The organism is Bradyrhizobium sp. Arg816, assembly GCF_029989365.1.
GTDB lineage: Bacteria > Pseudomonadota > Alphaproteobacteria > Rhizobiales > Xanthobacteraceae > Bradyrhizobium.
The window spans coordinates 13,839-40,425 of record NZ_JAPRAQ010000005.1 but is presented as its reverse complement, the minus strand read 5'-3'; the positions used below and the strand labels follow the sequence as shown (position 1 = coordinate 40,425).

The following is a 26,587-nucleotide window of genomic DNA, read 5'->3' as shown; positions in this document are numbered from 1 at the left end:
TGCGTCGGCGCGGCTGGCCGCGCCACCTGTCCAGACAATCTCGACGCGGGAACGATGGTTCCGGCCCACGCAAGCTGGAAATTCGCCCTCGCCGAGGGAACAAATCGGCCCGCCGCGCACGTGGAAAACCTCGCCCCGGCGCCCCATATAGGCAGCAATCCCTGTTAAGAAGGCTCCCTTCCACCACCCTGCGGTGCCATCGTGGGGCCAATGATTCGCATGACCGAACCGAGCAAGATCACCAGCGTACCCGACCACCAGCCCGCAGCCGGCGGCATCGCCGCGCGTGCGCGCGCCTCCGTGGGCCCGAAATATTTGTCCGGGCTCAATCCCGAGCAGCGCGACGCCGTGGAGACGCTGGACGGCCCGGTCCTGGTGCTGGCCGGCGCCGGCACCGGCAAGACGCGCGTGCTGACCACGCGCATCGCCCACATCCTCAGTCAGGGCCGCGCCCGCCCCGCCGAGATCCTGTCGGTGACCTTCACCAACAAGGCTGCGCGCGAGATGAAGCATCGGCTCGGCCAGATGCTCGGCCACGCGGTCGAAGGCATGCCGTGGCTCGGCACCTTCCACTCCATCGGCGGCCGCATCCTGCGCACCCATGCCGAGCTGGCGCAGCTCAAGTCGAACTTCACGGTGCTCGACACCGATGACCAGGTGCGGCTGCTCAAGCAGCTGCTGCAGGCCGACAACATCGACGACAAGCGCTGGCCGGCACGCATGCTGGCCGGCCTGATCGACGGCTGGAAGAACCGCGGCCTGACGCCGTCGCAGGTGCCGTCAGGCGAAGCCGCCGTGTTCGCCAACGGCAAGGGCGGCAAGCTCTATGCGAGCTACCAGGAGCGGCTGAAGATCTTGAACGCCGCCGATTTCGGCGATCTGCTGCTCGAGGACATCCGGATCTTCCGCGAGCACCCGGACATCCTGCGGCAATACCAGCAGCGCTTCAAATTCATCCTGGTCGACGAATATCAGGACACCAACGTCGCGCAATATCTGTGGCTGCGGCTGCTGTCGCAGGCGCCGGCGAAGCAAACCACGCCCGCCGTCATTCCGGGACGGCTCGAAGAGCCGAACCCGGAATCTGGAGATGAGTCCACAGCTCGAGATTCCGGAGGCGATGCCGCGCATCGCCCCGGAATGACCGAGCATGCGGTCGGCGCGCCGATGGCCATGCCGCACGTCAAAAACATCTGCTGCGTCGGCGACGACGACCAGTCGATCTATGGCTGGCGCGGCGCCGAAGTCGACAACATCCTGCGCTTCGACCACGATTTCCCCGGCGCCAAGGTCATTCGCCTCGAGCGCAATTACCGCTCGACCGGCCACATCCTCGCCGCCGCCTCGCACCTGATCGCGCACAACGAAGGCCGGCTCGGCAAGACGTTGCGCACCGAGGACCATGACGGCGAGAAGGTCACGGTGACGGGCTCGTGGGATTCGGAAGAAGAAGCCCGCGGCATCGGCGAGGAGATCGAACAGCTCCAGCGCCAGGGCGAGAAGCTCAACGAGATCGCGATCCTGGTGCGCGCCTCCTACCAGATGCGCGAATTCGAAGACCGTTTCGTCACGCTCGGCCTGCCTTACCGCGTGATCGGCGGCCCGCGCTTCTACGAGCGCGCTGAAATCCGCGACGCGCTGGCTTATCTGCGCGTCATCAATTCACCGGCCGACGATCTCGCCTTCGAGCGCATCGTCAACGTGCCCAAGCGGGGCCTCGGCGACGCCACCGTGCAGATGCTGCACGACCACGCCCGCAAGCGCCGCATTCCGCTGTTCGAGGCGGCGCGCGCGGTGGTCGAGACCGACGAGCTGAAGCCGAAGGCGCGCGGAAGCTTGCGCGACGTCGTCGCCCAGTTCGACCGCTGGCGTGCCCAGCGCGAGGTCACCGCGCACACCGATCTCGCCCAGATCGTGCTCGACGAGAGCGGCTATACCGAGATGTGGCAGAAGGACCGCTCGGCGGATGCCGCGGGCCGGCTGGAGAACCTGAAAGAGCTGGTGCGCTCGATGGAGGAGTTCGAGAACCTGCAAGGGTTTTTGGAGCACATCTCGCTGGTGATGGACCGCGACGGCGGCGCCGAGGAAGACGCGGTGTCGCTGATGACGCTGCATTCGGCCAAGGGCCTCGAATTCGACAACGTGTTCCTGCCCGGCTGGGAGGAAGGCCTGTTCCCGAGCCAGCGTACGCTGGACGAACAGGGCCGCGCCGGCCTCGAGGAAGAGCGCCGGCTCGGCCATGTCGGCCTGACCCGCGCGAGGCGCCGCGCCAAGATCTACTTTGCGACCAACCGCCGGATCCATGGCACCTGGTCGACCACGATCCCGTCGCGCTTCCTCGACGAATTGCCGTCCGCCAATGTCGAGATCACGGAATCCAAGGGCGGCTCGGCCTGGGGCGGCCCCGGCGGCTACGGCGCCTCGCGTTTCGACGACATGGAGGCGTTCGGCTCGACCTATTCGACCCCGGGCTGGCAGCGCGCCCAAGCCAACCGTAATCGGGGGGGCGGCGGTCGCGGCGGCTTCGAGGAACAAGCCTCGTCGTTTTCTTCATCGTCGTCCTCGCCCGATTTCGGCAGCTTCTCCTCACGCCGCCGCGGGCCGATGACGATCGAGGGCGAGCTGGTCGCCAAATCCACCGGCACCACCTCGGAATTTTCCCTCTCCGACCGCGTCTTCCACCAGAAATTCGGCTACGGCCGCGTCACCAAGATCGACGGCAACAAGCTCACCATCGCCTTCGACAAGGCCGGCGAGAAGAAGGTCGTGGACAGCTTTGTGCAGCGGGCGTGAGGCCTGATATGCCTCAGTACGTCGCCATCATCGAAGATGCCGGTCCGGACGAAGCCGTTGGCTTGTGGTTTCCCGACTTGCCCGGCTGCATTTCCGGCGGCGACGACGTCGACGAGGCCCTGGAGAGCGCGCCCGAGGCGCTCGCATTTTATGCGCAGGAGCTGAGCGCGGACGGCCGCCAGCTTCCCCCGCCGCGGACATTGGACGAGCTCAAGGCCGATCCTGATGTGGCCGACGACCTCAGGAAACACACGGTCGCCCTGATCGAATGGCCGCCCCTCCCCGACGCCGAGTGAGGACTGTTCGCCGCACTGGCCGGACGTTCGACGGTTCTCGCCCGAACAGCCCTTGACCATCGCGAACTTCCCCGTATCAGATGCGCCCATGGTCCGGGGCTCCATCACACTGATCTTGCTGGCATTGGTTATGCCGTCGCTTGCGGCGGCGGAGACCATGAGCTTTGGCGATTCGATCGGGCTCCTGGCCAAGAGCTGCGGTGCGGAAATCGTCGCCAATTGCCGCGGCGTCAACCCGGACTCGACCCGGCTGAAAGAGTGCCTGTCGCGCAACCGCGACGTGCTCTCCCAGCAATGCCAGAGCGACTATCTCGGCGCCTTCGATGCCATCCAGAAGCGCGTCGCCGCGCGCGTCACGGTCGCGAACGCCTGCCAGCGCGAGATCGTCAAGGTCTGCGGCGGCTCGACCAAGGAGACCAGCAAGTCGATCCCCTGCCTGGTCACGACGCCCAAGGGCATCAGCAACAACTGCCTGAAGGCCGTCGACGACGCGGGGTATCGGTGATGCGCGCGTCCAGAATTGCCATCACGCTTGGCCTTGGCATGCTCGCGGGCGCAGCAAGCGCGCAGACCGCGGCGCCGACCCGTGACGACATCGTCGGCAAGCTGAACCATTTCGAACAGGCCGCCGAGGTCGACCTTCCCGCGCTGAAGCAGCAGGTGATGGAGCGCGCCAAGACCAGGATCAAGAACGATCCGGGTCCGGTGAACCGGCCGCTGATCGCGCCTGATCTGGCCAACCTGCCGGCCTTCAACGCGCAGATCCAGTTCGACGCCGACACGCCGATCATCCAGCCAGCGTCCTACCAGACCGTTGGCCGCATCGCGGACGCGCTGGTCCATTCCTCGCTGCTGCCTTACACGTTCCTGATCGTCGGCCATGTCGAATCCAATGCGAAGACGCGCGAGGCCAATGCGATCCTGAGCCAGCGACGCGCCGACGCGATCCGCGACGTCCTGGTCAACACCTTCAAGATCTCGACCAAGCGACTGCATCCGGTCGGCCTCGGCGAGGAGCAGTTTCTCGACCGGGCCAAGCCGACCTCGGCCGTCAACGGCCAGTTGCAGATCCTGACCTATGCCAAGGTGCCGGAGGACGCGCCTGCGCATCCGGCTGCGGCGCCTGGGCCTGCGGCGAAAAAGTCCGCCAAGAAGCGTTGAGCGAGAGCGCTTCACCTGACGGAACCCATTGAAGTCCCGACCGTTTTGTGGCCTGTCGAAAGCGCAACAGCCATGCTTTGCGCGACACGCGGGCCGGTTTGTGCACTGCCCTATCAGGTGCTATAGCCTGTTCTCGCCCTTCCCCGACCCCATGCTGCACGAGACCGAGATGGCTGGTTATTTTCAACGCCAACTGGCCGACTACGTCGAATATCATCGCGATCCCTGGAACTGCGCGATGCACGTGGTCGGAATCCTCCTGCTCTTCACCGGCGCCGTGCTGCCGCTCACCCTCGTGCGTTTTCCCATCTTCGGGATCGAGGTAAGCCTGGCCGTGGTTGCGGCCCTGCCGGTACTGGTCTACTGGCTGATGCTGGACGCCGGGATCGGACTCGGCATCCTCGCCGCGATGATCGTGCTGCTTTCGGTCGCAACCGCAATCGGCAATCAGGCCTCGATCGTCATGATGTGGTCGATTTTTGCGGTGCTGATCGGATTTGGCGTCGCAGCGCAGATCGTGGGCCACAGGGTTTTCGAGGAACGGCAGCCGTCGATGGTCGACCACCCCGCGCATTTCCTGCTTGGACCGATGTTTGTCATGGCGAAATTATTCATTGCATTGGGCTTCCGTCGCGACCTTGCCGCGATTCTGGCGCCTGTTCCGACCAATTCCCTTTCAACCCGATAGCTCTAGAAGCGAAACAGTAAACCTTCTGCATGGCTCTCGTACTGGTTACCGGTGGCAGTGGCTTCATCGGACATCATCTCGTAGAAGCGCTCCGCGCCCGTGGGCAGCGGGTACGCGTTCTCGATGTCCGTGCGCCGGCCGCGGCGAACGCGGACGTTGAACACGTCCACGGCTCGGTGCTGGACGGTGCCGCGGTCGAGGCCGCGATCGCCGGCGTCGATCAGGTCTATCACCTCGCCGGCCTGCCCGGCATGTGGGTCGCCAACAAGCAGGACTTCCACGACGTCAATTGCCGCGGCACCGAAATCGTGCTGGCCGCGGCGATGAAGCGCGGCGTGTCGCGCTTCCTGCACTGCTCGACGGAATCGATCCTGTTCCCCTATTCCGACCTCAACGGCGTTGCCGCCGAAGAGGCGCTGCAGCCGGCCGACGCGATGCCCGGCGCCTATACGCGGTCGAAGTCGCTCGCCGAGCACCACGCCGCGAAGGCCGCAGCCGCAGGCTTCCCGCTCGTGATCGGCACGCCGACCATGCCGATCGGTGCCGCCGACCACAATCTGACGCCGCCGACGGCGATGCTGTGGTACTTCCTCCAGAAGAAGGTGCAGCCGCATCTCAACTTCCTGGTCAATCTCGTCGATGTCCGCGACGTCGCGATGGGACTCGTGCTGACCATGGAGCGCGGCCGCATCGGCCAGCGCTACATCCTCGGCGGCGACTGCGTCCCGCTCGGCAATATCCTGCGGATGATGTCGGCGATGAGCGGCCGCCGGCAGTTTCCAGTCGTCGTGCCCGGCAAGATCGCCGAGCTCTCCGCGATCATGCTCGAATCCATCTCCGATCACATCACGCGCCGGCCGCCTAACGGCACCGCCGAGGGCGTGCGCATCGCGCTTGCCGCAAGCGACCTCTCGATCGGCAAGGCGCGCACCGAGCTCGGCTACGCACCGCGCCCGATCGAGCCGGTCTTGCGCGAAACCATCACCCATCTGCTCGCCCGCAACGGCCAGCGGCCCTCCGGCGCCATCGAGCATCACGCGCTGTCCTCGCGCGCGAGCTAAAGCCGCCGCCCTAACGCAAAGAACCTTCATGTCCTTCGATTTCAGCAAGCTTCTCTCCGTGGCCTGGGGTGGCTGGACCACGACCTGGCCGACCGAACTCCTGGCCTTGATCTGGCTCGCCTTTCTCGCCAGCTGGGTCGGCGCCTCGTTCTGGCAGGGCCGCACCCAGAAGCAGGTCATGACGCTGGAGTCGCAGCGCTATCGCCTGCCGATCCTGGTCGGCGGAATCCTGTACACGCCGTGGGTTGCACAGGTCCTGGGCTGGAAGCCGCTCTGGGTGCTCGGCAACACGGGCATCTACATCGCCGCGGTCCTCTCGGCCGCCGGCATCGCCTTCGCCTGGTGGGGCCGGCTGCATCTCGGAAAATTCTGGTCCAACACCATCACCCACAAGGAAGACCACCGCGTTATCGACACTGGCCCCTACGGCATCGTGCGTCACCCGATCTACACGGGACTGATTGCAGGCATGCTCGTCACCGGCATCGCGATCGGCCTCGTAACGACGATCCTCGGCGCCATCCTGATCTCGCTCGGCATGTGGCAGAAGGGCCGGATGGAAGAGGTGTTTCTGTCCAAGGAGCTCGGCGAAGACGCCTACGGCGCCTATTGCCGTCGCGTGCCGATGATCATTCCGTTCCTGTCGCCGCGGTGAAGCGTCCTGAAGGCGCGGTCGCTGCGTTCCGCTTTCTCTGCACGACGTTACTGCTAGTGTCGGACTTGCGCTCGATCCAAGCTTTACCATCAGTCGCTTGCTTGTCAGCCAAGCAAGCGACGATACGAAATATCTCGCAGGACGAGAGCGGGTCTGCGAGGGCATGCGGCCTAGCCCTAGCCGGGGTGCCAGAGGAGTGATGTCCGTAAACTGACAACGCTACGGAGAAGCCTATTATGCAGTTGTCAAAGGTCGCCGCGTTGGCGCTCATCGCTAGCTGTCCAAGCCTACTGTCTGTATCTCGGGCGGCGGCCGTTTCTGAATGCTCAATCTCAGGCACACTAGCGGATTGGGGCGAGAACTCGACGGCCGACATTGACCTCACGTCCGGAGGAAGTTGCCAATTTCCAATCAAGATGCGCGGCACGGTGAGTGGCTCGGACATCTCTCAAAAGCCGACACACGGCAAGCTGAAAAGGCTCAACCTGTCTACGTTCGAATACAAGGCAAAGGCCAAATATAAGGGTAGCGATACCTTTGCCATCAAAGCGACGGGTCAGGGACCGACAGCTTCTGGCACGTCGGTAATCACTGTGCACGCGACGATCAAATAGCGTTCCTCGCTCGATTGCATGGTGAACGCGGAAGCACCAGCCGCCCGATGTCTCGCGCCAATGGCACCACAATGAAAAGGGACCATCGGAGTTACCGATGGTCCCAAAAGCCTCAAAGGCTCTTCGCTGGCAAAGGCCTTGCCGTGTCTTGCCAAGTTGGGCTGCGAGCAGACTTGGCGGGCTGCTTGCAGGGTTGATGCTCGCTCTACGCTGGCCTTCTGGACCCTGGCCTCTTTGACGCTGGCCTTATGGACGCTGGTCCCGTCGGACACTGGTTGCCATCGGCTCTGGTCACGTCGGCGCTCGTCGCTCTCGGCGCTGGATGGTGCGAGAAACCGACTCGATCAACCAATGCCAATTGAACTGCCGACCCGACGAATAGTCTAGGTGTTGTTGTCTGTTCCTCTCGAAGAAATTTGGGTTAGCGAGGCTGCCAATTCCCGCATCGTTGGATGTCATTTCTAACGAAAACCGGCAGCCTGCCGACCGAATTGCGAATGGCGCACGTCCTCGCGCTCGACCCGTCAGCGCGAGTTTTGCTTTTTCGGGAATCGCACCCTTCTGGCGGGTTTTGTCACTGCAATGTCAGCCGCGGCAGGGCTTGCGACCGACGTCGCGAGAATTTCGCATTGCGCATGCATCCAATGGACTTCCGCCTTTCCGTCGGGTTGACCATCGGCGACCCAGAGGTGGTAGGCGCGCTCGCGAATTGCCTCTTCCAGATTTGGCATGGGATTTTCCTTGCGAATGATCCGCCCGGCCCCAGCCAAAAGACTTGCTCTCGTAAGGTTAATGAAATCTTAACGGGCAGCGGAAGCCAAGCGTCGCGCGGGTGCCGCTCAAGGGCGGTCGGCGCTCATTGCGAGATATCTCGGCAACGCTCGCGGACGCAGGTCGCAACGAACGGTAATCCGCATGCGGCGACCGGCATCAAACTCGTGCTTACCGAGGGTCGACGAGGCCGTGCACGGGCCGCCTCTTTGGGGGCTCGGGGCTCGATTGACACCAGCACAGCAAAACTAGTCAGTCGATTGGCGCGAGCCGTGCGTTCCACCGCGCCGCAAGGTTTTTGATCTGCTCGAAATGCAGGATCGCCGGTTCACCCTCGCGGACGATTGTCGTCCGCTTGCGTTCCTTGGGTGGCAACGTCATCGCGCGCGATACCGCCGCGCGCAGTTTCATCGAGCCGTGATCTGTCAGGGTGACGAGTTCTTCCGGGTCAAAGGCCATGGGTCCACGCCTACGCTACCGGCTGGCTCGCAAGCCAGCACACGCGCCCCGAATGCCCAATTCTCCAGATAGCCCAACATGGTTAATAGTTCGTTATCGTTTGGCTCTGTCATTTGGATTGGCGCGCGGGTCACGCGGCGTCTTGTCCCGCAAGTAAAATGAGCCTCTCAGGCTGCACCAGCCCCTATTTGGATCGAACCCAATCCCAGCCGATTTCAAATGCTCAAGGAGGTGGCTACCGCCAGGCTTGCAGCAGGGGTAGTTCGCCCGTGCCGCGCCGGTCCGCGCGGTAGCCCCCAGTGAGCCATTGCAGTCGCAATTGATCAGGCTACCGCTGCCAACCTGCCATCGGCATGCGGATTTGCGCAAAGCAGACGCTTGCGAATGGCCTCTTCAACGAGCGCGAGCGCTTCCTTGGCTTGTCGCGCTTCGGCTTCCGCAACTTCGGCGCGAAGCTCTATGGCCGTCAACTTATCCTTATGAGCTTCAATGCAGCACTGGGCTTGCTCCAGCGCTCGGCAAGCATCTTGCAGCTTACGTTGGGTGGTTACGGTGAGTTCACGCTGTGCGCGCTCGGCGGCCTCGGCTCGCCCTTCGGCCAGTTGCAATCTTTCTAAGGCGCTCGTGCAAAGCGATTGGGCACGGGCTTCGGTCTCGCGGGCGTGCTTCTCCATATCGCGGAAGACATCGGCCGCTTGATATACCAGATCGAGGGCTGTTGCTCCCTTGTCTGGTGCCAGCGGTGAGGGAAAGCTCAAGATGCCTTCATCCCCTCCAACTGGCGCTCTGGAACCACGCTGCGCCATGCAGTTCAAGCTCGTCGCGAACACACATACACGGGCAGTATCATGAATAGCTGTGGTTAACGGATGGTTAACCAGTTGCATGCCTGGAGATGTCGTAACGGCGCGCGGCGGGCAATGGCACCGAAAATCAGTCAGTTCTTTGGGCGTGCCTAGCGTAGCAGCAGAGGCCCGCGCCGGCGGCTGGACCGGCAGATCGGCCGCTGATCTTCCTCTCTCCATGCAAATTTGGTCGGCTGCCATTCCACGGGAATAGGCGCTGGTCGAGTTCCGCAACGGTTGACCTTTGTCCCACGACCCAGTTGGATGCGCGCGCAACTGGGCATGACGACATTCATCGTGGATCTGGAGAGGTCGACGATCAGGCCTGAGCCCGCGCGGGGCTTGGTGCGATCCGGTGTTGGACTGTGCACTGTGCCTAGGGTTCGACAGGGGTTCTCATGACATTTTCCAGCATCTTCGCGCAGTTCGTTGCGCTCCTCGGTGGCATCGCGCTGCAATGGCGGAAGTTATCGGGCACCATGCCTGCGCCGGCCTGGGGCCAGACGCCCTCCATTCCCGAAGCCAAGCCGCAAGGCGCAATCCCGACGCTGAAGATGCCGACGGCCAGGGGTTGGAGCGAGGGGCAGAAGCCGACGGTCGCCCCCGGGCTCAAGGTCAATGCGTTCGCGACCGCGCTCGACCATCCGCGCTGGATCGAGGTGCTGCCGAATGGCGACGTGCTGATCGCGGAGGCGACGCAGATTGCGGGCGCGCCGAGGTCGGTGTTTCACTATGCGATGCAGGCGACGATGCGGCGCGCCGCAGCGCTCGGCGTCAGCGCCAACCGCATCACGCTGCTGCGCGACAAGGACGGCGACGGCGTCGCGGAAGTGCGCGGCGCCTTCATGGAGAACCTCAGCCAGCCGTTCGGCATGGCGCTGGTCGGCAACACATTCTATGTCGGCAACACCGACGGCGTGATGGCCTTCCCCTATGTCGCCAATGCCGACCGCATCACCGCGCCGGGCAAGCGGCTCACGACGTTCAAGCCGAGCGGCCACTGGACGCGCAGCCTGCTCGCAAGCCCCGACGGCAAGAAGCTCTATGCCGGCGTCGGCTCGCTCAGCAACATTGCCGAGATGGGCATGGAGGTCGAGCAAGGCCGCGCCGCGGTCTATGAGCTCGATCTCGCCGCCGGCACGCATCGCATTTTTGGTGCGGGCCTGCGCAATCCGGTTGGACTCGCGTGGGAGCCCAATACGAACGTGCTCTGGACCGTCGTCAACGAGCGCGACGGGCTCGGCGACGAGACGCCGCCGGACTATCTCACTTCCGTGCGCGACGGCGGCTTCTACGGCTGGCCCTATTGCTACTGGGGCAAGACGGTGGACGATCGCGTGCCGCAGGATCCCGCGATGGTCGCCAAGGCGCTGACGCCGGACTACGCGCTCGGCGGCCACACCGCCTCGCTCGGCCTGTGCTGGATGCCGGCGGGCACGCTGCCCGGCTTCCCCGACGGCATGGTGATCGGTCAGCACGGCTCGTGGAATCGCAGCACTCTCTCGGGCTACAAGCTGGTGTTCATCCCGTTCGAGAACGGCCGCCCGTCCGGCCCGGGTCGCGACATCCTGTCGGGCTTCCTGTCCCCGGACGAGAAGGAATCCTACGGCCGTCCGGTTGGCGTCGTGATCGGCCCGGACAAGAAGTCGCTGCTGATGGCCGACGACGTCGGCAATGTGATCTGGCGCGTGACGGGGGCGTAGAGGTTACGTTCCGACACAAAGCGTGGCGCGCTGCTTGCGCAGCAGCGCGATCACGGAGAGCGCCGTGATCAGGCCCGTCTTGGGATTCTCCGACGGGATGTTCTCGATCGACATCGAGAAGCGCGCCGAATCCGCCTCGACCTCGATGCGGTGAACGTTGCGCGACACGGTCGGATCGGCCCAGATCTGCACCGAGGTGCGGTCGGGCCCGACGCCCGCGAGCGACAGCGCGACCGCTACGTTGAGATTGGCCGGAAAGCCCTTTGCGGCTTCACGCGCGGTACCCTCGAACAGCTTGAGCGGCTCGCGCAGATTGTCGATATCGATGTTGTTCTCGACGATGAAGGGCGCGCCCTTCAGGCCGTCGATCGGCTTGCGCGTCACCATCTTCACCGAATGAATGGTGCCGATTGCGGCGGCGTTGACGGCGTCCAGCCCGATCAACGCGCCGGTCGGCACGATGATGCGGCCACCATTGGCGCGGGCGAGATCGACGAGATCGAAATTATCGAGCAGCCCGCCGACGCTGACGACGACCGCGGCCTTGCCGCGTTTCACCGCGGGCTCGACGATCGCGCGCAATTGGCTGCTCGGAGCGCACTCGACCACGATGTCGGCGACTTCGCCGAGCTGCTCGATCGGCACGATTTGCGGCGGACGGCGCAGACCGCCGATAAAGGCCTGATGCTTTGCGGGATTGCGGACCGCGACGGCCGACAGGGTCAAGCCCTCGATACCCTGATCGAGCGCCGACGCGATCTTGGTGCCGATCGAGCCCAGGCCTGCGATGGCAACCCGCAATTCGTTCGAATCTTTCTGTCCAGTCATCGCGTCCCACCTTCTCGCCAAGCCAATGTCATAGCCGCTCACGCCTCCCGCGCATAGCTGCGCAGGCGCGCCTCCAGCACCGCCAGCATGGCATCGCGGGCCGGGTCGCGCGAACCGCGCAGCCATGCGGCGGCAAGCGGCAGCCGGCCGATGGGTCCGCTCTGCTTCGGCCGCAGCGGCACGAAGCGCACGCCTGATACCGCCATCCGCGTGGTCCAGCGCGGCACGATCGCAACGCCGAGCTTCGTTGCCACCAGATGGATGATGGTCTGCTTCTCGTCGGCGACCTGCACGATGCGCGGCGTCAGCCCCGCCTGCTCGAACAGCTTGATCGTGAGGTCATGGCTGTGCGGCCGCGAGCGGCGGTCCGGCACCAGCATCGCCTCGTCGGCGATCTGCGCCAGCGTGATCGACTTGCGCGCGGCGAGCGCATGGCGCTGCGGGAACGCCACGATGGCAGTCTCCTGGAGCAGATCGCGGAATTCGAGCCGCTTGTCCGCGCTGTCGGGCGGGCGGACGAAGGCGAGATCCAGCGCGCCGGTCAAAATCTTCGGCAGCAACCGAACGGTCTTGTCTTCGAGCAGCTGCACCGCGATCTCAGGATGCTTGTCGCGGAAATCGCGCAAGAGCGGCGGCAGCAATCCCGCCGCCGCGCTGTCGATGGCGCCGACCCGCAGCCGCCGCGCAGCGCCCGCGCGCGAGCGGTTGCGCAGATTGCTCTCGACCGCCTCGACCCGGGCGAGGATGGCGCGGGCATCGCGCAGCAGCGTCGAACCATCTTCCGTCAGCGACACCGCGCGCGTGGTCCGTGCGAACAGCCGCGTTCCCAGATCTTCTTCCAACAGCCTGATCTGCCGGCCGAGCGCGGAGGGCAGCATCTGGAGCTGCTGCGCCGCATGGCCGAAATGCAGCTGCTCGGCCGCTGCCACGAAGCATCGCAACTGATGCAATTCCATTCAAGGTCCTCTCGTCTCGCCAGGCGAGGATTATATCATTTTTTTGTATAAACCAGCGCCAATTGAGTATGCCTCCTTCCCCCGCCTAGGCTCGTTGCCGGCGTGGACCTCCGGGTCCGCCGATACAACAACAAACCGGAACTCGAGGAGGCCAGGGTGGCGAGCGAGATTCAGACGCGCGTGCTGCGCAAGATCACCTGGCGCATCGTTCCCTTCATCATGCTGCTCTACTTCGTGGCCTTCATCGACCGCGTCAATATCGGCTTCGCCTCGCTGACCATGAACAAGGACATCGGCCTGTCGCCCACCGTCTACGGTTTCGGCGCCGGCATCTTCTTCTGGGGCTACTTCCTGTTCGAGGTGCCCTCCAACATCATCCTGCACAAGGTCGGCGCGCGGATCTGGATCGCGCGGGTGATGATCACCTGGGGCCTCGTCTCGGCCGCGATGGCGTTCGTGCAGGGCGCGACCAGCTTCTACGTGCTGCGCTTCCTGCTTGGCGTCGCCGAGGCCGGCTTCTTCCCCGGCATCATCCTCTATCTCTCCTACTGGTTCCCAGCGCGCCAGCGTGCCGCGGTGACCGCGCTGTTCATGGCGGCCGCGCCACTCTCGACCGTGCTGGGCTCGCCGATATCAGGCGCGCTGCTGGAGATGGACGGCCATCTCGGCTTCAAGGGCTGGCAATGGCTGTTCGTGCTCGAAGCGGTGCCGGCCGTGCTGCTCGGCTTCGTCGTGCTGGGCTTCCTGACCGATCGCCCCGAGAAGGCGAAATGGCTCGCGGAGGACGAGCGGCGCTGGCTGGTCGAGACCATGAACGCGGAGACCACCAGCAAAGCCGCGACCGCGAGCCACAGCATCTGGCGCGGACTTGCGGACCCGCGGGTGCTGGCGCTGTCGCTGATCTATTTCGGCACCTCGGCCGGCCTCTACACGCTCGGCGTCTGGGCGCCACAGATCATCAAGCAGTTCGGCCTGTCCACGCTCCAGGTCGGCTTCCTCAATGCGCTGCCGGCAACCGCCGCCGTCGTCGCCATGGTTCTGTGGGCGCGGCATTCGGACCGCACCGGCGAGCGCACCTGGCACGTCGTGCTCGCCTGCCTGCTCGCGGCCGTGGGGCTCGCCTATGCCGGTCTTGCGGCCGGCGTCGTCGCCGTGCTGGTCGCGCTCGCTCTCGTGAACATCGGCATCTCTTCCGCAAAACCGCCGCTGTGGAGCATGCCGACGCTGTTCCTCTCCGGCCCCGCGGCCGCGGCCGGGATCGCCACCATCAACTCGATCGGCAATCTCGGCGGCTTCGTCGGTCCGGCCATGATCGGCTGGATCAAGGACCAGACCGGCAGTTTTGTCGGCGGACTCTATTTCGTCAGCGGCCTGCTCGTTCTCTCGGCGGTCCTGACCCTGCTATTGTCGCGCGCGCAGACCGCGCCCGTCGAACCCGTCCCGCAATCCCACTGACATCTCAAACGGAGCATCTTCATGCGCACTCATTCGATCGCAGCAATTCCGGCCGACGGCATCGGCCCCGAGGTCATCTCGGCCGGCGTCCGCGTGCTGGAGGCGCTGGCAAAACGCAGCGGCGACCTCGCCTTCAACGTCAAGACGTTCGACTGGGGCTCGGACTATTACAAGAAGCACGGCGTGATGATGCCGGCGGATGGCCTCACTGAACTGAAGAAGTTCGACGCGATCTACTTTGGTGCGGTCGGCGCGCCCGACGTGCCCGACCACATCACGCTGTGGGGCCTGCGCCTGCCGATCTGCCAGGGCTTTGACCAATACGCCAATGTGCGGCCGACCAAGATCCTGCCCGGCGTCGCCTCGCCGCTGCGCAATGTCGGCGTCGGCGATCTCGACTGGGTGATCGTGCGCGAGAACTCGGAAGGCGAATATGCCGGCATGGGCGGCCGTGCCCACAAGGGCCTTCCGGAAGAAGTCGGCACCGAGGTCGCGGTGTTCACCCGCGTCGGCGTCACCCGCATCATGCGCTACGCCTTCCAGCTCGCGCAGTCGCGGCCGCGCAAGTTCCTGACCGTCGTCACCAAGTCGAACGCGCAGCGCCACGGCATGGTGATGTGGGACGAGATCGCAGCCGAAGTCGCGACCGAATTCCCCGATGTCACCTGGGACAAGATGCTGGTCGACGCCATGACGGTGCGAATGACGCTGCATCCGAAGAGCCTCGACACGATCGTTGCGACCAACCTCCACGCCGACATCCTCTCCGATCTTGCCGGCGCACTCGCCGGCAGCCTCGGGGTGGCGCCGACCGGCAACATCGACCCGCAGCGCCGCTTCCCCTCGATGTTCGAGCCGATCCACGGCTCGGCGTTCGACATCACCGGCAAGGGCATCGCCAACCCGGTCGCGACCTTCTGGACCGGTGCCCAGATGCTCGAGCATCTCGGCGAGAAGGACGCGGCAATACGGCTGATGTCGGCGGTCGAGCGCGTCTGCGCGGCCGGCGTGCTGACGCCCGACGTCGGCGGCAAGGCGACGACGAAGGAAGTCACGGACGCCGTGATCGACGCGATCCACGGGACGAACGTCTGAGGCCAAGCTAGCGCCGCGAACGCAAGTGCGCCCCCTCGCCCCGTTCTTACGGGGAGAGGGTTGGGGTGAGGGGCTGCCTCAGCAAGGATGGTGACAGTTAGATTCGCGGAGAGTCCCCCTCACCCGGATCGCATCTGCGATGCGATCCGGCTTCTCCCCGCACGCGGGGAGAGGCGAAGAGCCCTACTTCCGCCCTTGCGGCGGCGGCGCCGGCGCCGCCATCGCGGCCATAGGCTCGGGCGGCGTCAGATGGCGCGGGACGATGATGGACTGGCCGGGGGTGAGGGTCGCGTTCTCCGCCAGCGAGTTGCTCTGCGCCAGCGTCCACAGCGGCACGCGGCGGGCGGCGGCGATGCTCTCCATGGTGTCGCCGGCGCGCACGGGCACCCGCACGCCGCTGTCCCACAATTCGACCGGCGTGTTCGCCGGAACGAGATAGCGCAGCGGCACCGCATCGGCCTGGCTCTGCGCGGGGATGCGTGGCAGCTGCGTCACCATCTCGATGATCTGGCGATGGATGTCGTCCGACTTCTCGATGTTGATGTGCGAGACGCGGCTGTTCTCCTTGAGGTCGTAGCTCGCATAATGGCCCCGATAGCCGGGCACGGCCACGACGTCGCCGCCGCCGAGCACGCTGTCGGAGAGGAAGATGTTGATGAAGCGCTCGACATTGAGCGGCACGTCGCCGGTCGCATGCGCGGAATCGATGGCGATGACGAGGCTGATCCGGATGTTCTCCTTGGCCGCCATCTCGGAGATCACGACCGAGCACAGCCCGCCCATGGAATGGCCGATCAGCACGATCGGCGCCGGTGTTTCCTTGTAGCTGGAGATGACACGATCGCCGACCCATCGGCAGATGGTGAATTCATAGACGTCGGCCGAGAAGCCGGCCTTCGTCAGCTTTTCGCCGAGCCGGTCCATGCCGGTCGAGAAGATCGGCCCCATGGCGCCACGGAACAGGTAGATTTTTGGCGGCGGCAGCGGTTCGGCGGGCGGGGCAGGAGGCGGCGGCGCAGCGGTCGCGACCGCGGGGCGCTTCGGCTTCGCAGGTGAGGCAACGGCCATGCCGGTGCCCAGGGCGAGCAGCGCAACCGCCGCCAGCACGACCAGCCGTCTCAGATCGATCATCAGTCCAGCAGTCCCACCATGGGAGGCAAAGGCCCCCTCCGGGGGCTTAGTGACCACCGATTGGGTGGATTTTGGGGCACGGAACCGGGCCCGTGACGCCCGTCGGTCGAGGTTCTCATTCTGCCCCCTTGCATCCCCGGCATCAATTGAACGGAGCCCATGGCTGGGCTTCGCAGGTATCGAGGATCACCGAGCTCTGAATTCCCTTGTAGGCGTCATCGTCGAAAAAGACCGAATAGGCCGGGTGTCTGTCAGACGGACCACCGCGCTGCCTCAGGCAGACGAAATACGACCCCGGCCCGTGGTCGGTAGGACGGACGCCGGATGTCTCGAGTCCCCCGGTCAGCTTGACTTCGGCGGCTGCCTTCCTGACGCCCTCCTGCACCGCCTCGGCACCAGGCGGACGCGGAGGATGATAGACAGGAGGCAAATTCCCGCTCGACGCGCATCCCGCCAGTAGCAGCGTCAAGACGGCGGACAAGGCCGCCAGCGATCTGCGACGGCCGAAGACGGAGCTTCGCTGGCCGCACCGCGCCAACTCATATCGTGGATGCATCGCTTGTCCCCGGTGCCGCGCTCGCTGCGCGCCTCATCCCCGGGTCAGGACGAGATAGAGGCAGCCGGCGACCGTGGGCAGGAACGCGACCAGGGCCGTCATCCAGAAGCCGGGCTCGAGCATCGAGTCCTGGTCATCCCTCTCATCCACTGCACGCCGATCTGCGTTCGTCCGGCTCCAAGCTTCATCGGCCGTGAACAGGGGAACGCTGCTCGCCCGCGCATCATCGCGCGCTGTGCTTTGACGCAAAGCGTGTTGGGAAGGGCGAGTTATTCCGGATGTCAGCATGTCATTGACTCTGATCGGCGACCAATATGTCGAGCTCGGATGTTGCGGGGCGCGCAGCCGCATCACTGTGTCAGCGCCTGCTCTGAATTCGCTCCTGACACAGGCGGCGGGGCCGCATTGTTGGCCGGGCTCTCCTTGGCGCCGGAATCGGTCCAGGCCGGCGGCAGGCCGAGCCCCTGCCCCGCGAAGCCGGTGATGCCGGGAAACCGTCCGAACGCTTCGCAGGCGACATATTTGGGCGCACCGCCGAAGCGCACGGGAATGCTGTCCATCGGCGGCAGCGCAGGGATGCCGCCGAACGGCGATTCTCCGGTCGTAACCAGTTTTGCGAAGTCCGTGCCGAAATCGGCGGCGAGATCGTAGGCATCGCCCTCATTGGCGACCCGCGGAGAGTTGGTAAGCGAGTTGGCGCCACGCGCCCAGACCATGGCCGCCTTCTGAAATCCTGCAAAGTCGCGCGCTTCCGCCTCGACCGACAGGCTGCCGAGCCCGACCGGGAGCCTCGGCACCGGTACAGGCACGCCGGGAAGCGCAACGGTCTTGGCAATCGACAGGGCTTTCGATGCGCCGGAGGCGGTCGGGCTGGTCGGCGCGGCATGCGTCACCGTCGCCTGCACCGTGAGATCGGCGTCGTCATCGGATGAGACGATACGGAAGCGCTCGCTCAGGCGGAGACACAGCTCGCGGCTGATGGCGTTTGCAACCAGGCGACGTTCCTTTTCGTTCAACACGACATCGGTGCGCGCGGGAAAGACGGTCGATGCAATCCGGATCGTCTTCGCCGCCAGCACATCCTGCTTGTTCACGCGGATTTTCGATCGCGTCACCAGCCCGTTCGCTTCCGACATCCGGTCGTAGCTCCTGAGCGAGCCGGCCTGTTCGAGCGGCGCGGTCGCACACCCTCCGAGCGCAAGCGCGGCACCCATCAGGGCCGTCCGTGGAAAGCGCATGGTCCCATTCCCGCATCGGCAGCTTATTAGAGAGATCGCTCTAATAATCACTTCTCACGCCCCGCAACATCCGTCAACGTAAATAGATGGAACTCTCTAATTTTGATTTTCTCGTGGCGGACCGTCGTGCTAAACGGGGCGAGTGTGAATGGAGATGTCCCATTTGAGGAAAGTCGATCCCGTCAAGCATGAGCAGAAGCGCGGGGAAATCCTCGGCGCGGCGATCCGCTGCTTCATCAGGGACGGCTTCCGCGGCGCCAGCACGACAGATATCTGCACCGAAGCCGGCATCAGTCCGGGCCACCTCTATCACTACTTTCCGAGCAAGGTGGCGATCATCGAGGCGATGATCGACCTCGGTCTCGCGCGGTCGACCGAAAAGTTCGAAAAAATTCTAGCTGCCCCCGACGTGATCGAGGCGCTGCTCGTCGATATCGAGGAAACCAGCCTGCGATTTCGTCCCGCCCAGATCCTCAATCTGGATGGCCTCGCGGAGGCCGCCCGCAATCCGGAATTCGCCGAGATCATCGAACGCCACACCAGGGCGGTTCGCCGCATGTGGAGCGATTTCCTGCGCCAGGCGCAAGACCGGGGACGGGTGGATCCGGGACTCGATCCGGACGCGACGGCAAACATCCTGATCGCCCTCATCGACGGGTCACGCGCCATGCCGATCCGCAATCCGAAGCTGGATATCAAGCAGAGCGTAGAGCATCTGAGAACGATGCTCGTCCGCTTCCTGAACCCGCCCGACGCACAGAGCGTTGCGATCAAGCCCCGCATTCAGAAGGCCGGTCGTCCCCTGAAGCTGGTCAGGAAGCGATAGAGCCCGACCCTAGAGCGGCAGGAGGCGGTTCAGCAATTCCAGCAGCGCGCGCTGCTCGGCCGCGCTGAGCGGGGCCAGCATCTTTTCGTTGTAGGGCTCGGTCAGCCTTGCCCCCTCGGCAATGAGCTTTGCGCCCTTCGGCGTCAGCATCAGCTCGACGGCACGGCGATCCGCCTTCGAGCGATTGCGCTTGATGAAGCCGGACGATTCGAGCTCGTTCAGGATCTTGATCAGGTTCGGCAGGCGCAGCCGAAGCAGGCTGGCGAGGCTGCTCGGCGGCACGCCGGGATTGTCACGAATGACGGCGAAGATCGCATAGGTCGCTGGCGTCAGGCCCAACGCGGCGAACTCCTCGTAAAAGCCTTCGAAGAACTTCAATTGCGCGAGACGCAGCATGAAGCCGGGCGTCCGCCGGAGCGCGCGCAGGTCCAGCGATTTCTCCGGCTGCTGGTCGGACTTCAACCCGGGTCTTACGGTTTTCAAGCTCATGATCCTCAATCCGCGGCGGCCACCGGCTCAGCCGAATTGACACTCTCAAAAATAGCTATAAAATATAACTATTATTTAGCGGCACCAAGACCGCCCATGGGAGGGACACAATGAACAGCAAATTCCTGCACAAATTGTGCATTTTGGCTTCGACGCTGGTTGCCGCGCCGGGCTTCGCCCAGGATGCCGTGAAGATCGGCATCCTGAACGACCAATCCGGTCCGTTCGCGAGCTATCAGGGGATCGGCTCGGTCGTCGCCGCAAAAATGGCCGTCGAGGATTATGGCGGCAAGGCTGCCGGCAAGCCCGTCGAGGTCGTCGCGGCGGATCACCAGAACAAGACCGACATCGGGATCGGCATCGCCAGGCGCTGGTACGAGAATGACGGCGTGGACGCGATCTTCGACATCCCCAACTCCTCGATCGCGCTCGCTGTCGCCGGCATGAGCGCCGAGAAGAACAAGGTCTTCGTCGGATCGGGGGCCGGCACGGTGCTGTTGACCGGCGAGAAATGCACGCCGAACACCGTACACTGGACCTACGACACCTATGCTTACGGGCGCGGCCTCGGCAAGGCGATCGTGCAGCAGGGCGGCAAGAAGTGGTTCTTCATCACCGCCGACTATGCGTTCGGTCACGATCTGGAGAAGCAGGCCGCGGAGGCCGTGAAAGCGTCCGGCGGCGAAGTGCTCGGCAGCGTGCGGCATCCGCTGGGAACGGCCGACTATGCCTCCTTCCTGCTCCAGGCCCAGGCTTCGGGCGCGAACGTCGTCGGCTTCGCCAATGCCGGCGACGATACCATCACCTCGATGAAGCAGGCCGCCGAGTTCGGGCTGACCAAGGACCACAAGCTGGTCGGATTGATCCTAGGGATGAATGGCCTTCCCTCACTCGGACTGAAGTTTGCGCAGGGTGCGCAGATCATGAACCCGTTCTACTGGGATCTGAACGACGGCACGCGGGCTTTCGCCAAACGCTTCGCCGAGCGCATTCCCTCGAAGGCCTATCCCAACGACATGCAGGCCGGCGTCTATGCCTCGGTCATTCACTACCTCAAGGCGGTCGACAAGGCCGGCGGCGCCAAGGACGGCAAGGCCGTCGTTGCCGCGATGAAGGAGATGCCGACGGACGATCCGCTGTTCGGCAAAGGTTACATCCGGAGGGACGGACGCAAAATCCATCCGCTCTATTTGCTCCAGGTCAAGGCGCCCGAGGAGTCGAGTTCGGCCTGGGACCTGCTGAAGGTCGTCGCCACGATCAAGGGCGAGGACGCATTCCGCTCGGAGCGCGAAGGCAAGTGTCCACTCTCCAGTCAATAAGCAGCATCAGGAGTTCACGATGACCGGCATCGCGTGTAGCCAGGCCGACCCGTTTGCACCTGATTTCCTGATCGATCCGTATCCTGCCTACGAAACCTTGCGTGCGCTGGGGCCCGTGTTCACTCTCGCGCGTTACGACGTGTGGGCCATGGCGGGCTATGCTGGGGTCGAGGCGGCGCTGAAGGACTGGAAGACCTTCATCAGCGGCGAGGGCGTCGGGCTTCACGGGATGAATCCTGCCCTGCCGAAGCCGCTGACACTCCAGATCGATCCTCCCGATCACGACAAGGGCCGCCGCGTCCTCGGCCGCACCCTGTCTCCGGGCGTCGCAAGGAAGCTGCGCGAGACGTTTCAGCAGGAGGCGGAGAGGAAGGTCTCGGAGCTGATCGACAAAGGCACCTTCGATGCCGTGGCCGATCTTGCGGAGGCCTATCCCATGAAAGTGTTTCCGGATGCGATCGGCATCCGGCCGGATGGCCGCGAGAAATTGCTGGCCTGGAGCACGTTCGTGTTCGACAGCTTTGGCCCGGAGAACGAGATGCTGGCCACATCGCGCAAGGCGGGCCTCGCCGCACAGAGCTGGATCATGGAATGCTGCGCTCGGGACGCGCTGCAGCCCGACGGGCTCGGCATGATGATCTACCAGGCGGCCGACGACGGCGAGATCACCGAGCACGAAGCAACGCACCTGGTGCGGCCGTTCCTCACCGCGGGGATCGACACCACCGTCAATGGCATCGGCAATACCCTGCTGGCACTCGCCACACACCCGGATGAATATCGCAAGCTACACCACAAGCCGGAGCTGGCGCGCAACGCTTTCGAGGAAGGCCTGCGCTACGACTCACCGGTGCAGACGTTCTTCCGAACCACTTCGCGCGAGGTCGAGACGCGTGGCGGCGTGATCCCAGCGCACCGCAAGGTGCTGCTGTTCATGGCCTCAGCCAACCGCGATCCCGCGCGCTGGGACAACGCGGACCGCTTCGAGGTCGAACGGAGTGCGACCGGACATGTCGGCTTCGGCGCCGGCATTCACGCCTGTGTCGGGCAGATGATCGCACGTCTGGAAGGCGAATTGATCTTCGGCGAGCTCGCACGGCGCGTGAAGACCATCGAGCTCACGGCAGAGCCCAGACGCAGGCTCAACAATTCCCTGCGTGGGCTGGAGAGCATGCCGGTCCGCGTGACGGCTGCCTAGGCTGCGCCGCATATGGCGCTGCCCTCGGTCAATGTCTGCTCTTGAGCCGGTCGCGGTGTGCGGCCTGCTTGGCGCGGTTGCCGCAGATCGCCATCGCGCACCATCGCCGCGCCCGCCTGCGGGTGTGGTCCGCGAACAGCATCGTGCAGTTATGACCCTCGCACGCCTTCACGTCGGAAAAGTCTTCATCGCAGACGAATTTCGCCATTGCCTCGCCGAGCGGCAGCAGCAGGGATTCAGGTGATTCCCAGCGCCGCGTCATCCGTAGCGCGAGGGACTGATTGCCGTCGTCGTCCCGTGCTTCGATACGACTGAAGGCTTCGTCGCGCTCCAGCAGGCTGTTCAGCGGACCGAGCTCGCGCAACGCATCTACCGCGAGCGGCCGGCCTGCATGCTTGCGAACGAAAGCCCTGAACCACTCGCGCAAGGCCCTGGCCTCATCGGCGACTTTGTCCAACTCGCCCGGCATCGCACGCGCCCTCAGCGCCTCCAACTCGTTTGTCGGCACCAGCCCCGCCTGCGCCAGCCAGTCGAACAGACCATCACCATCGTTGAGCCAATCGACGGGCGTATCGACCGGCGTCGCGACTGAATTCAGGAAATCGAGGCCGAGCGCGTCGGCGATGAACACGGCAGGCGGTCTGTTCATGGAGCGGTCCCAGCCGATCTGAAGGTGGCCGAACATGCGTAACCTCTTATATGGCGTTTGACAAGTTACTCGTAGTATGTAACCTTTTCATTGGCGTTATACAGGTTACTAATCTCACGGAGAACGGTCATGTCCCCGACCACGTATCGCACCGCGGACGTCGATGGCTTCAAGGTTTTCTATCGCCAGGCGGGTCCTTCGGATGGGCCAAAGCTGCTGTTGCTGCACGGATTCCCGAGTGCCGGCCACATGTTCCGTGATCTGATCCCGTTGCTCGCGGACAAGTTTCACATCGTGGCGCCGGACCTGCCCGGCTTCGGCCAGTCCGATATGCCCTCACGCGAAACCTTCGCCTATACTTTCGACAATATCGCGCGCGTCATCGAGCGCTTCACCGAAGTGATCGGCTTCGATCGCTTTGCGGTCTACGTCTTCGACTATGGCGCGCCGACCGGTTTCCGGCTGGCGCTGCGCCACCCCGAGCGGATCACGGCCATCATCTCGCAGAATGGCAACGCCTATGAGGACGGCCTCAGCGACGGCTGGACCCCGATCAAGGCCTATTGGCAGGATCCCTCGCCGGCGAACCGCGACGCGCTCCGCGCCTTCCTCACGCCGGAGACGACACGCTGGCAGTACACGCATGGCGTTCCAGATCCGACCATGGTGTCGCCTGACGGCCAGAACCTCGACAATTTCTATCTGGCGCGACCGGGTTCTGACGAGGTGCAGCTCGACCTGTTCGGCGACTACAAGAGCAACGTCGCGCTCTATCCGTCATTCCAAAACTATTTCCGCACCCACAAGCCGCCGTTCCTCGCAGTCTGGGGCAAGAACGATCCGTTCTTCATCCCGCCCGGCGCCGAAGCCTTCAAGCGCGACAATCCCAACGCCGAGGTGCGGTTCTTCGACACCGGCCATTTCGCGCTGGAAACGCATTCAAGTGAGATCGCGGACACCATTCGCGCCTTCATGAGATGACGAGGGAGCGCGGGGATGACGCGCACACGCTCACTCCCGCCCCTCGCGATCTCTGCGCTTGCCGGCCAATACGGAAAGATCGCTGCGCGACGGACAGCAGCCGGTCGCGCAAACCGCCTCAGTTCCTGGCCGGAGCCGCCGCCGCCGCCGAGCGCGCCCGCCGCGGTGTGGCGGGCTCGGCGACCGGAGCTGCCGGTGCGCGCGAGCGCATGATGGCGGCGTCGATCTCGCCGATGACGCGGCGCTGGATCGCCTCGTTCTTGTCGATCGAGATGTGGCCGACGCCGGTGCCGCGCACGTCGACATTGTCGAGCTTGCCGCGCAGGCCAGACGCGGCCCGCACTGGCTCACCGGGACCGTCGCCGATATAGATGTTGATGTAGCGTTCGGCTCCGGTCGACAGCCTGGTCTTGAACACGGAATCGAGGCCGATCGCGAGCTTCACGGGAACGCCGAGCTGGTTGAGCTTGGCGATCATGTCCGGCAGCGCGGTCGCGCCGGAGGAATGGCCGACCAGGACGATGGTCTTGACGCGACCGGCCCTGTAGTTGGCCGCGGCCTCATCGGCGAGCGAGGACCAGGACACGAAGTTCGCGACGGTCACCTGGATGCCCTGCGCCTGGAGGCGGGAGCCGATCGTGTCGAGGCCGAGCGAGAAGATGTTGAGCACGCCGCGGAGCAGGTAGACATGCGTCGTGGCGGCGGCCTGGCTGGGCGCGGCCCTGGCGGTGGTCGGGCTGATGGCAACAGCTGACAGCAGGAGCAGGCAGATCGCCCACACACGGTGGGCGGACAATTGGCTGGCGCCGGCGGTGTGACGGCCGTTCGGTCTCATCGATCTTTTCCCTGGGGACAATACGCTTTGCGATTGGCCGGAATCGTAGCCACGGCGCGCTCGCAGACGCAACAAAGAGGCGCGTGAGCGGCAATCTTAGCCGCAGCCCGTGACCATCGCGCAACACTTTCCCGAAACCCACCACCGAAGGGCCTGTTTTGAGACCATTTTTCCCCAGCCAATTGCGGCCGGGCAAGTGCATTCCTATTTCAGGGCTCCGCTGACCTCCTCCCGGGACGGTTCCAGCCTCCCCTCCCCAGTCCTTACCTTTCAGCCTGCGGCCATCATGTCCTCCATCATTTCCGTCGCCAATTTGTCGAAGACCTATGGGTCCGGCTTCAAGGCGCTCAAGAACGTCAATCTCGACATCAAGCGCGGCGAGATTTTTGCGCTGCTCGGCCCCAACGGCGCCGGCAAGACCACGCTGATCTCGATCATCTGCGGCATCGCCAACCCAAGCGAAGGCACGGTCCTCGTCGGCGGCGAGAACATCCAGACCTCGTACCGCAAGGCCCGCTCGCTGATCGGCCTCGTGCCCCAGGAATTGCACACCGACGCCTTCGAGAGCGTGTGGGCGACGGTGAGCTTCTCCCGCGGCCTGTTCGGCAAGCCGAAGAACCCCGCCCATATCGAGAAGGTGCTGAAGGACCTCTCGCTCTGGGACAAGAAGGACAACAAGATCATCACGCTCTCCGGCGGCATGAAGCGCCGCGTGATGATCGCAAAAGCGCTGTCGCACGAGCCGCAGATCCTGTTCCTGGACGAGCCGACCGCCGGCGTCGACGTCGAGCTGCGCAAGGGCATGTGGGAGGTGGTGCGCACGCTGCAGCAATCCGGCGTCACCATCATCCTGACCACGCACTACATCGAGGAAGCCGAGGAGATGGCCGACCGCATCGGCGTCATCAACAAGGGCGAGATCGTGCTGGTCGAGGACAAGGCGACGTTGATGGAGAAGCTCGGCAAGAAGCGGCTGACGCTGCATCTGCAGGGCAAGGTCACGACGCTGCCGGACAGCCTCAGCCATTACGAGCTCGACCTCTGCGACGGCGGCGCGACGCTCGTCTACGACTACGACACCAAGGGCGAGCGCACCGGCATCACCAGCCTGCTCAGCGACCTCCGCAATGCCGGCATCCGCTTCAACGATCTCGACACGACGCAATCGTCGCTCGAGGACATCTTCGTCGACCTCGTGAGGACGTCATGAATCATCGCGCCATCCGCGCCATCTATCTGTTCGAAATGGCGCGCACCTGGCGTACGCTGCTGCAAAGCATCGTCTCGCCTGTCGTCTCGACCTCGCTCTATTTCGTGGTGTTCGGTGCTGCGATCGGCTCGCGCATCAGCGAGGTCGAGGGCGTCAGCTACGGCACCTTCATCGTGCCGGGGCTGATCATGCTCTCGGTGCTGACGCAGAGCATCGCCAACGCCTCGTTCGGCATCTACTTTCCGAAATTCACCGGCACGATCTACGAAATTCTCTCCGCGCCGATCTCTTATGTCGAGATCGTGCTGGGCTATGTCGGCGCAGCCGCGACCAAGTCGATCATTTTGGGCCTCATCATCCTGGCGACAGCCGGCCTGTTCGTGCCGCTCCATATCCACCATCCAATCTGGATGCTGACCTTCCTGGTGCTGACGGCGGTGACGTTCAGCCTGTTCGGCTTCATCATCGGCATCTGGGCCGACGGCTTCGAAAAGCTGCAGATGATCCCGATGCTGGTGGTGACGCCGCTGACCTTCCTCGGCGGCAGCTTCTATTCCATCGACATGCTGCCGGCAGGCTGGCGCTCGGTGGCGCTGCTGAACCCGGTCGTCTATCTGATCTCCGGCTTCCGCTGGAGCTTTTACGAGATCGCGGATGTCAGCGTGTCCGTCAGCATCTGCATGACGACGGCGTTCCTGTTGATCTGCCTCGCCGTGATCTGGTGGATTTTCCGCACCGGTTACCGGCTGAAGAACTGAGCTGTCATTCCGGGGCG

General features: G+C 64.2%; 27 protein-coding genes. 17 read left to right on the top strand and 10 right to left on the bottom strand.

What is annotated here, in order from left to right:
* Positions 1-210 precede the first annotated feature (210 nt).
* The 8 genes from OWC48_RS14240 to OWC48_RS14205 all read left to right on the top strand — a co-directional run bounded on the left by OWC48_RS14240 (position 211) and on the right by OWC48_RS14205 (position 7,268).
* Complete coding sequence (locus tag OWC48_RS14240) at positions 211-2,793, top strand: ATP-dependent helicase (RefSeq protein WP_282520560.1); 2,583 nt, start codon at positions 211-213, stop codon at positions 2,791-2,793.
* An 8-nt stretch (positions 2,794-2,801) separates the two neighbouring features.
* Positions 2,802-3,089 (top strand): type II toxin-antitoxin system HicB family antitoxin, encoded by a 288-nt coding sequence (locus OWC48_RS14235; RefSeq protein ID WP_282520559.1) that lies wholly within the window; start codon positions 2,802-2,804, stop codon positions 3,087-3,089.
* A gap of 88 nt (positions 3,090-3,177) precedes the next feature.
* Positions 3,178-3,594: a hypothetical protein gene (locus OWC48_RS14230; RefSeq protein WP_085399497.1), complete on the top strand. Its 417-nt coding sequence runs from the start codon at positions 3,178-3,180 to the stop codon at positions 3,592-3,594.
* Positions 3,594-4,250: an OmpA family protein gene (locus tag OWC48_RS14225; protein ID WP_282520558.1), complete on the top strand. Its 657-nt coding sequence runs from the start codon at positions 3,594-3,596 to the stop codon at positions 4,248-4,250. The genes OWC48_RS14230 and OWC48_RS14225 overlap by 1 nt, the downstream gene beginning before the upstream one ends.
* A 151-nt stretch (positions 4,251-4,401) precedes the next feature.
* A complete protein-coding gene (locus tag OWC48_RS14220; RefSeq protein ID WP_049802979.1) occupies positions 4,402-4,938 on the top strand; it encodes a DUF962 domain-containing protein in 537 nt (178 codons plus the stop codon).
* 29 nt (positions 4,939-4,967) lie between these two features.
* The gene (locus OWC48_RS14215; RefSeq protein ID WP_282520557.1) at positions 4,968-5,999 is read left to right on the top strand and encodes an NAD-dependent epimerase/dehydratase family protein; all 1,032 of its coding nucleotides are present in this window, start codon (positions 4,968-4,970) and stop codon (positions 5,997-5,999) included.
* 28 nt (positions 6,000-6,027) lie between these two features.
* Positions 6,028-6,654 carry an isoprenylcysteine carboxylmethyltransferase family protein gene (locus OWC48_RS14210; protein ID WP_063981571.1) on the top strand — a complete coding sequence of 209 codons (627 nt, stop codon included), beginning with the start codon at positions 6,028-6,030 and terminating at the stop codon, positions 6,652-6,654.
* Positions 6,655-6,890: 236 nt separating this feature from the next.
* Complete coding sequence (locus tag OWC48_RS14205) at positions 6,891-7,268, top strand: hypothetical protein (RefSeq protein ID WP_282520556.1); 378 nt, start codon at positions 6,891-6,893, stop codon at positions 7,266-7,268.
* 524 nt (positions 7,269-7,792) lie between these two features.
* On the opposite strand, the gene OWC48_RS14200 is transcribed toward OWC48_RS14205, so the two are convergent.
* The 3 genes from OWC48_RS14200 to OWC48_RS14190 all read right to left on the bottom strand — a co-directional run bounded on the left by OWC48_RS14200 (position 7,793) and on the right by OWC48_RS14190 (position 9,385).
* Positions 7,793-7,999 (bottom strand): DUF2934 domain-containing protein, encoded by a 207-nt coding sequence (locus tag OWC48_RS14200; protein ID WP_282520555.1) that lies wholly within the window; start codon positions 7,997-7,999, stop codon positions 7,793-7,795.
* Between the two features lie 292 nt (positions 8,000-8,291).
* The gene (locus tag OWC48_RS14195) at positions 8,292-8,498 is read right to left on the bottom strand and encodes a hypothetical protein (RefSeq protein ID WP_166343682.1); all 207 of its coding nucleotides are present in this window, start codon (positions 8,496-8,498) and stop codon (positions 8,292-8,294) included.
* A gap of 323 nt (positions 8,499-8,821) precedes the next feature.
* Positions 8,822-9,385: a hypothetical protein gene (locus tag OWC48_RS14190; protein WP_282520554.1), complete on the bottom strand. Its 564-nt coding sequence runs from the start codon at positions 9,383-9,385 to the stop codon at positions 8,822-8,824.
* A gap of 356 nt (positions 9,386-9,741) precedes the next feature.
* Here OWC48_RS14190 and OWC48_RS14185 point away from each other — a divergent pair, with 356 nt between their 5' ends.
* Positions 9,742-11,046, top strand: a complete 1,305-nt coding sequence (locus OWC48_RS14185) for a sorbosone dehydrogenase family protein (RefSeq protein WP_282520553.1) — start codon at positions 9,742-9,744, stop codon at positions 11,044-11,046.
* Positions 11,047-11,049: 3 nt separating this feature from the next.
* Here OWC48_RS14185 and OWC48_RS14180 read toward each other — a convergent pair whose 3' ends face one another.
* A complete protein-coding gene (locus OWC48_RS14180) occupies positions 11,050-11,874 on the bottom strand; it encodes an aspartate dehydrogenase (protein WP_282520552.1) in 825 nt (274 codons plus the stop codon).
* A 38-nt stretch (positions 11,875-11,912) separates the two neighbouring features.
* A complete protein-coding gene (locus tag OWC48_RS14175) occupies positions 11,913-12,830 on the bottom strand; it encodes a LysR family transcriptional regulator (protein ID WP_282520551.1) in 918 nt (305 codons plus the stop codon).
* Positions 12,831-12,986: 156 nt separating this feature from the next.
* On the opposite strand from OWC48_RS14175, the gene OWC48_RS14170 reads away from it, so the two are divergent.
* Positions 12,987-14,285 carry an MFS transporter gene (locus OWC48_RS14170; RefSeq protein WP_282520550.1) on the top strand — a complete coding sequence of 433 codons (1,299 nt, stop codon included), beginning with the start codon at positions 12,987-12,989 and terminating at the stop codon, positions 14,283-14,285.
* Positions 14,286-14,306: 21 nt separating this feature from the next.
* Complete coding sequence (locus OWC48_RS14165) at positions 14,307-15,380, top strand: tartrate dehydrogenase (protein ID WP_166343692.1); 1,074 nt, start codon at positions 14,307-14,309, stop codon at positions 15,378-15,380.
* 183 nt (positions 15,381-15,563) lie between these two features.
* On the opposite strand, the gene OWC48_RS14160 is transcribed toward OWC48_RS14165, so the two are convergent.
* Positions 15,564-16,511 carry a LysM peptidoglycan-binding domain-containing protein gene (locus OWC48_RS14160; protein ID WP_282520549.1) on the bottom strand — a complete coding sequence of 316 codons (948 nt, stop codon included), beginning with the start codon at positions 16,509-16,511 and terminating at the stop codon, positions 15,564-15,566.
* 906 nt (positions 16,512-17,417) lie between these two features.
* The gene (locus OWC48_RS14155; RefSeq protein ID WP_282520872.1) at positions 17,418-18,281 is read right to left on the bottom strand and encodes a DUF3313 domain-containing protein; all 864 of its coding nucleotides are present in this window, start codon (positions 18,279-18,281) and stop codon (positions 17,418-17,420) included.
* Positions 18,282-18,453: 172 nt separating this feature from the next.
* Between OWC48_RS14155 and OWC48_RS14150 the strand changes: the two genes are divergently transcribed.
* A complete protein-coding gene (locus OWC48_RS14150) occupies positions 18,454-19,131 on the top strand; it encodes a TetR/AcrR family transcriptional regulator (RefSeq protein WP_282520548.1) in 678 nt (225 codons plus the stop codon).
* Between the two features lie 9 nt (positions 19,132-19,140).
* Here OWC48_RS14150 and OWC48_RS14145 read toward each other — a convergent pair whose 3' ends face one another.
* The gene (locus tag OWC48_RS14145; protein ID WP_282520547.1) at positions 19,141-19,620 is read right to left on the bottom strand and encodes a MarR family winged helix-turn-helix transcriptional regulator; all 480 of its coding nucleotides are present in this window, start codon (positions 19,618-19,620) and stop codon (positions 19,141-19,143) included.
* Positions 19,621-19,730: 110 nt separating this feature from the next.
* Here OWC48_RS14145 and OWC48_RS14140 point away from each other — a divergent pair, with 110 nt between their 5' ends.
* The gene (locus OWC48_RS14140; protein WP_282520546.1) at positions 19,731-20,939 is read left to right on the top strand and encodes an ABC transporter substrate-binding protein; all 1,209 of its coding nucleotides are present in this window, start codon (positions 19,731-19,733) and stop codon (positions 20,937-20,939) included.
* 19 nt (positions 20,940-20,958) lie between these two features.
* Complete coding sequence (locus tag OWC48_RS14135; RefSeq protein ID WP_282520545.1) at positions 20,959-22,137, top strand: cytochrome P450; 1,179 nt, start codon at positions 20,959-20,961, stop codon at positions 22,135-22,137.
* Positions 22,138-22,165: 28 nt separating this feature from the next.
* Here the strand turns inward: OWC48_RS14135 and OWC48_RS14130 are convergent, their stop codons facing one another.
* The gene (locus tag OWC48_RS14130; protein WP_282520871.1) at positions 22,166-22,786 is read right to left on the bottom strand and encodes an ABATE domain-containing protein; all 621 of its coding nucleotides are present in this window, start codon (positions 22,784-22,786) and stop codon (positions 22,166-22,168) included.
* A 129-nt stretch (positions 22,787-22,915) separates the two neighbouring features.
* On the opposite strand from OWC48_RS14130, the gene OWC48_RS14125 reads away from it, so the two are divergent.
* Positions 22,916-23,767, top strand: coding sequence for an alpha/beta fold hydrolase (locus OWC48_RS14125; protein WP_282520544.1), 852 nt, complete (start codon positions 22,916-22,918; stop codon positions 23,765-23,767).
* A 118-nt stretch (positions 23,768-23,885) separates the two neighbouring features.
* Here the strand turns inward: OWC48_RS14125 and OWC48_RS14120 are convergent, their stop codons facing one another.
* Positions 23,886-24,602: a hypothetical protein gene (locus tag OWC48_RS14120; RefSeq protein WP_282520543.1), complete on the bottom strand. Its 717-nt coding sequence runs from the start codon at positions 24,600-24,602 to the stop codon at positions 23,886-23,888.
* Between the two features lie 286 nt (positions 24,603-24,888).
* Here OWC48_RS14120 and OWC48_RS14115 point away from each other — a divergent pair, with 286 nt between their 5' ends.
* Positions 24,889-25,812, top strand: a complete 924-nt coding sequence (locus tag OWC48_RS14115) for an ABC transporter ATP-binding protein (protein WP_231143124.1) — start codon at positions 24,889-24,891, stop codon at positions 25,810-25,812.
* Positions 25,809-26,570 carry an ABC transporter permease gene (locus OWC48_RS14110; protein ID WP_282520542.1) on the top strand — a complete coding sequence of 254 codons (762 nt, stop codon included), beginning with the start codon at positions 25,809-25,811 and terminating at the stop codon, positions 26,568-26,570. The genes OWC48_RS14115 and OWC48_RS14110 overlap by 4 nt, the downstream gene beginning before the upstream one ends.
* The last annotated feature ends 17 nt before the right edge of the window (positions 26,571-26,587 follow it).

What these genes read in the sequence shown, in the direction of transcription:
- OWC48_RS14110 (WP_282520542.1), top strand. Translation starts at nt 25,809, where the DNA reads ATGAATCATCGCGCCATCCGCGCCATCTATCTGTTCGAAATGGCGCGC.
- OWC48_RS14165 (WP_166343692.1), top strand. Translation starts at nt 14,307, where the DNA reads ATGCGCACTCATTCGATCGCAGCAATTCCGGCCGACGGCATCGGCCCC.
- OWC48_RS14135 (WP_282520545.1), top strand. Translation starts at nt 20,959, where the DNA reads ATGACCGGCATCGCGTGTAGCCAGGCCGACCCGTTTGCACCTGATTTC.
- OWC48_RS14140 (WP_282520546.1), top strand. Translation starts at nt 19,731, where the DNA reads ATGAACAGCAAATTCCTGCACAAATTGTGCATTTTGGCTTCGACGCTG.
- OWC48_RS14120 (WP_282520543.1), bottom strand. Translation starts at nt 24,602, where the DNA reads ATGAGACCGAACGGCCGTCACACCGCCGGCGCCAGCCAATTGTCCGCC.
- OWC48_RS14225 (WP_282520558.1), top strand. Translation starts at nt 3,594, where the DNA reads ATGCGCGCGTCCAGAATTGCCATCACGCTTGGCCTTGGCATGCTCGCG.
- OWC48_RS14220 (WP_049802979.1), top strand. Translation starts at nt 4,402, where the DNA reads ATGCTGCACGAGACCGAGATGGCTGGTTATTTTCAACGCCAACTGGCC.
- OWC48_RS14215 (WP_282520557.1), top strand. Translation starts at nt 4,968, where the DNA reads ATGGCTCTCGTACTGGTTACCGGTGGCAGTGGCTTCATCGGACATCAT.
- OWC48_RS14150 (WP_282520548.1), top strand. Translation starts at nt 18,454, where the DNA reads ATGGAGATGTCCCATTTGAGGAAAGTCGATCCCGTCAAGCATGAGCAG.
- OWC48_RS14185 (WP_282520553.1), top strand. Translation starts at nt 9,742, where the DNA reads ATGACATTTTCCAGCATCTTCGCGCAGTTCGTTGCGCTCCTCGGTGGC.
- OWC48_RS14130 (WP_282520871.1), bottom strand. Translation starts at nt 22,786, where the DNA reads ATGAACAGACCGCCTGCCGTGTTCATCGCCGACGCGCTCGGCCTCGAT.
- OWC48_RS14145 (WP_282520547.1), bottom strand. Translation starts at nt 19,620, where the DNA reads ATGAGCTTGAAAACCGTAAGACCCGGGTTGAAGTCCGACCAGCAGCCG.
- OWC48_RS14205 (WP_282520556.1), top strand. Translation starts at nt 6,891, where the DNA reads ATGCAGTTGTCAAAGGTCGCCGCGTTGGCGCTCATCGCTAGCTGTCCA.
- OWC48_RS14175 (WP_282520551.1), bottom strand. Translation starts at nt 12,830, where the DNA reads ATGGAATTGCATCAGTTGCGATGCTTCGTGGCAGCGGCCGAGCAGCTG.
- OWC48_RS14125 (WP_282520544.1), top strand. Translation starts at nt 22,916, where the DNA reads ATGTCCCCGACCACGTATCGCACCGCGGACGTCGATGGCTTCAAGGTT.
- OWC48_RS14230 (WP_085399497.1), top strand. Translation starts at nt 3,178, where the DNA reads ATGGTCCGGGGCTCCATCACACTGATCTTGCTGGCATTGGTTATGCCG.
- OWC48_RS14180 (WP_282520552.1), bottom strand. Translation starts at nt 11,874, where the DNA reads ATGACTGGACAGAAAGATTCGAACGAATTGCGGGTTGCCATCGCAGGC.
- OWC48_RS14155 (WP_282520872.1), bottom strand. Translation starts at nt 18,281, where the DNA reads ATGGGTGCCGCGCTTGCGCTCGGAGGGTGTGCGACCGCGCCGCTCGAA.
- OWC48_RS14160 (WP_282520549.1), bottom strand. Translation starts at nt 16,511, where the DNA reads ATGATCGATCTGAGACGGCTGGTCGTGCTGGCGGCGGTTGCGCTGCTC.
- OWC48_RS14195 (WP_166343682.1), bottom strand. Translation starts at nt 8,498, where the DNA reads ATGGCCTTTGACCCGGAAGAACTCGTCACCCTGACAGATCACGGCTCG.
- OWC48_RS14210 (WP_063981571.1), top strand. Translation starts at nt 6,028, where the DNA reads ATGTCCTTCGATTTCAGCAAGCTTCTCTCCGTGGCCTGGGGTGGCTGG.
- OWC48_RS14190 (WP_282520554.1), bottom strand. Translation starts at nt 9,385, where the DNA reads ATGCAACTGGTTAACCATCCGTTAACCACAGCTATTCATGATACTGCC.
- OWC48_RS14115 (WP_231143124.1), top strand. Translation starts at nt 24,889, where the DNA reads ATGTCCTCCATCATTTCCGTCGCCAATTTGTCGAAGACCTATGGGTCC.
- OWC48_RS14240 (WP_282520560.1), top strand. Translation starts at nt 211, where the DNA reads ATGATTCGCATGACCGAACCGAGCAAGATCACCAGCGTACCCGACCAC.
- OWC48_RS14200 (WP_282520555.1), bottom strand. Translation starts at nt 7,999, where the DNA reads ATGCCAAATCTGGAAGAGGCAATTCGCGAGCGCGCCTACCACCTCTGG.
- OWC48_RS14235 (WP_282520559.1), top strand. Translation starts at nt 2,802, where the DNA reads ATGCCTCAGTACGTCGCCATCATCGAAGATGCCGGTCCGGACGAAGCC.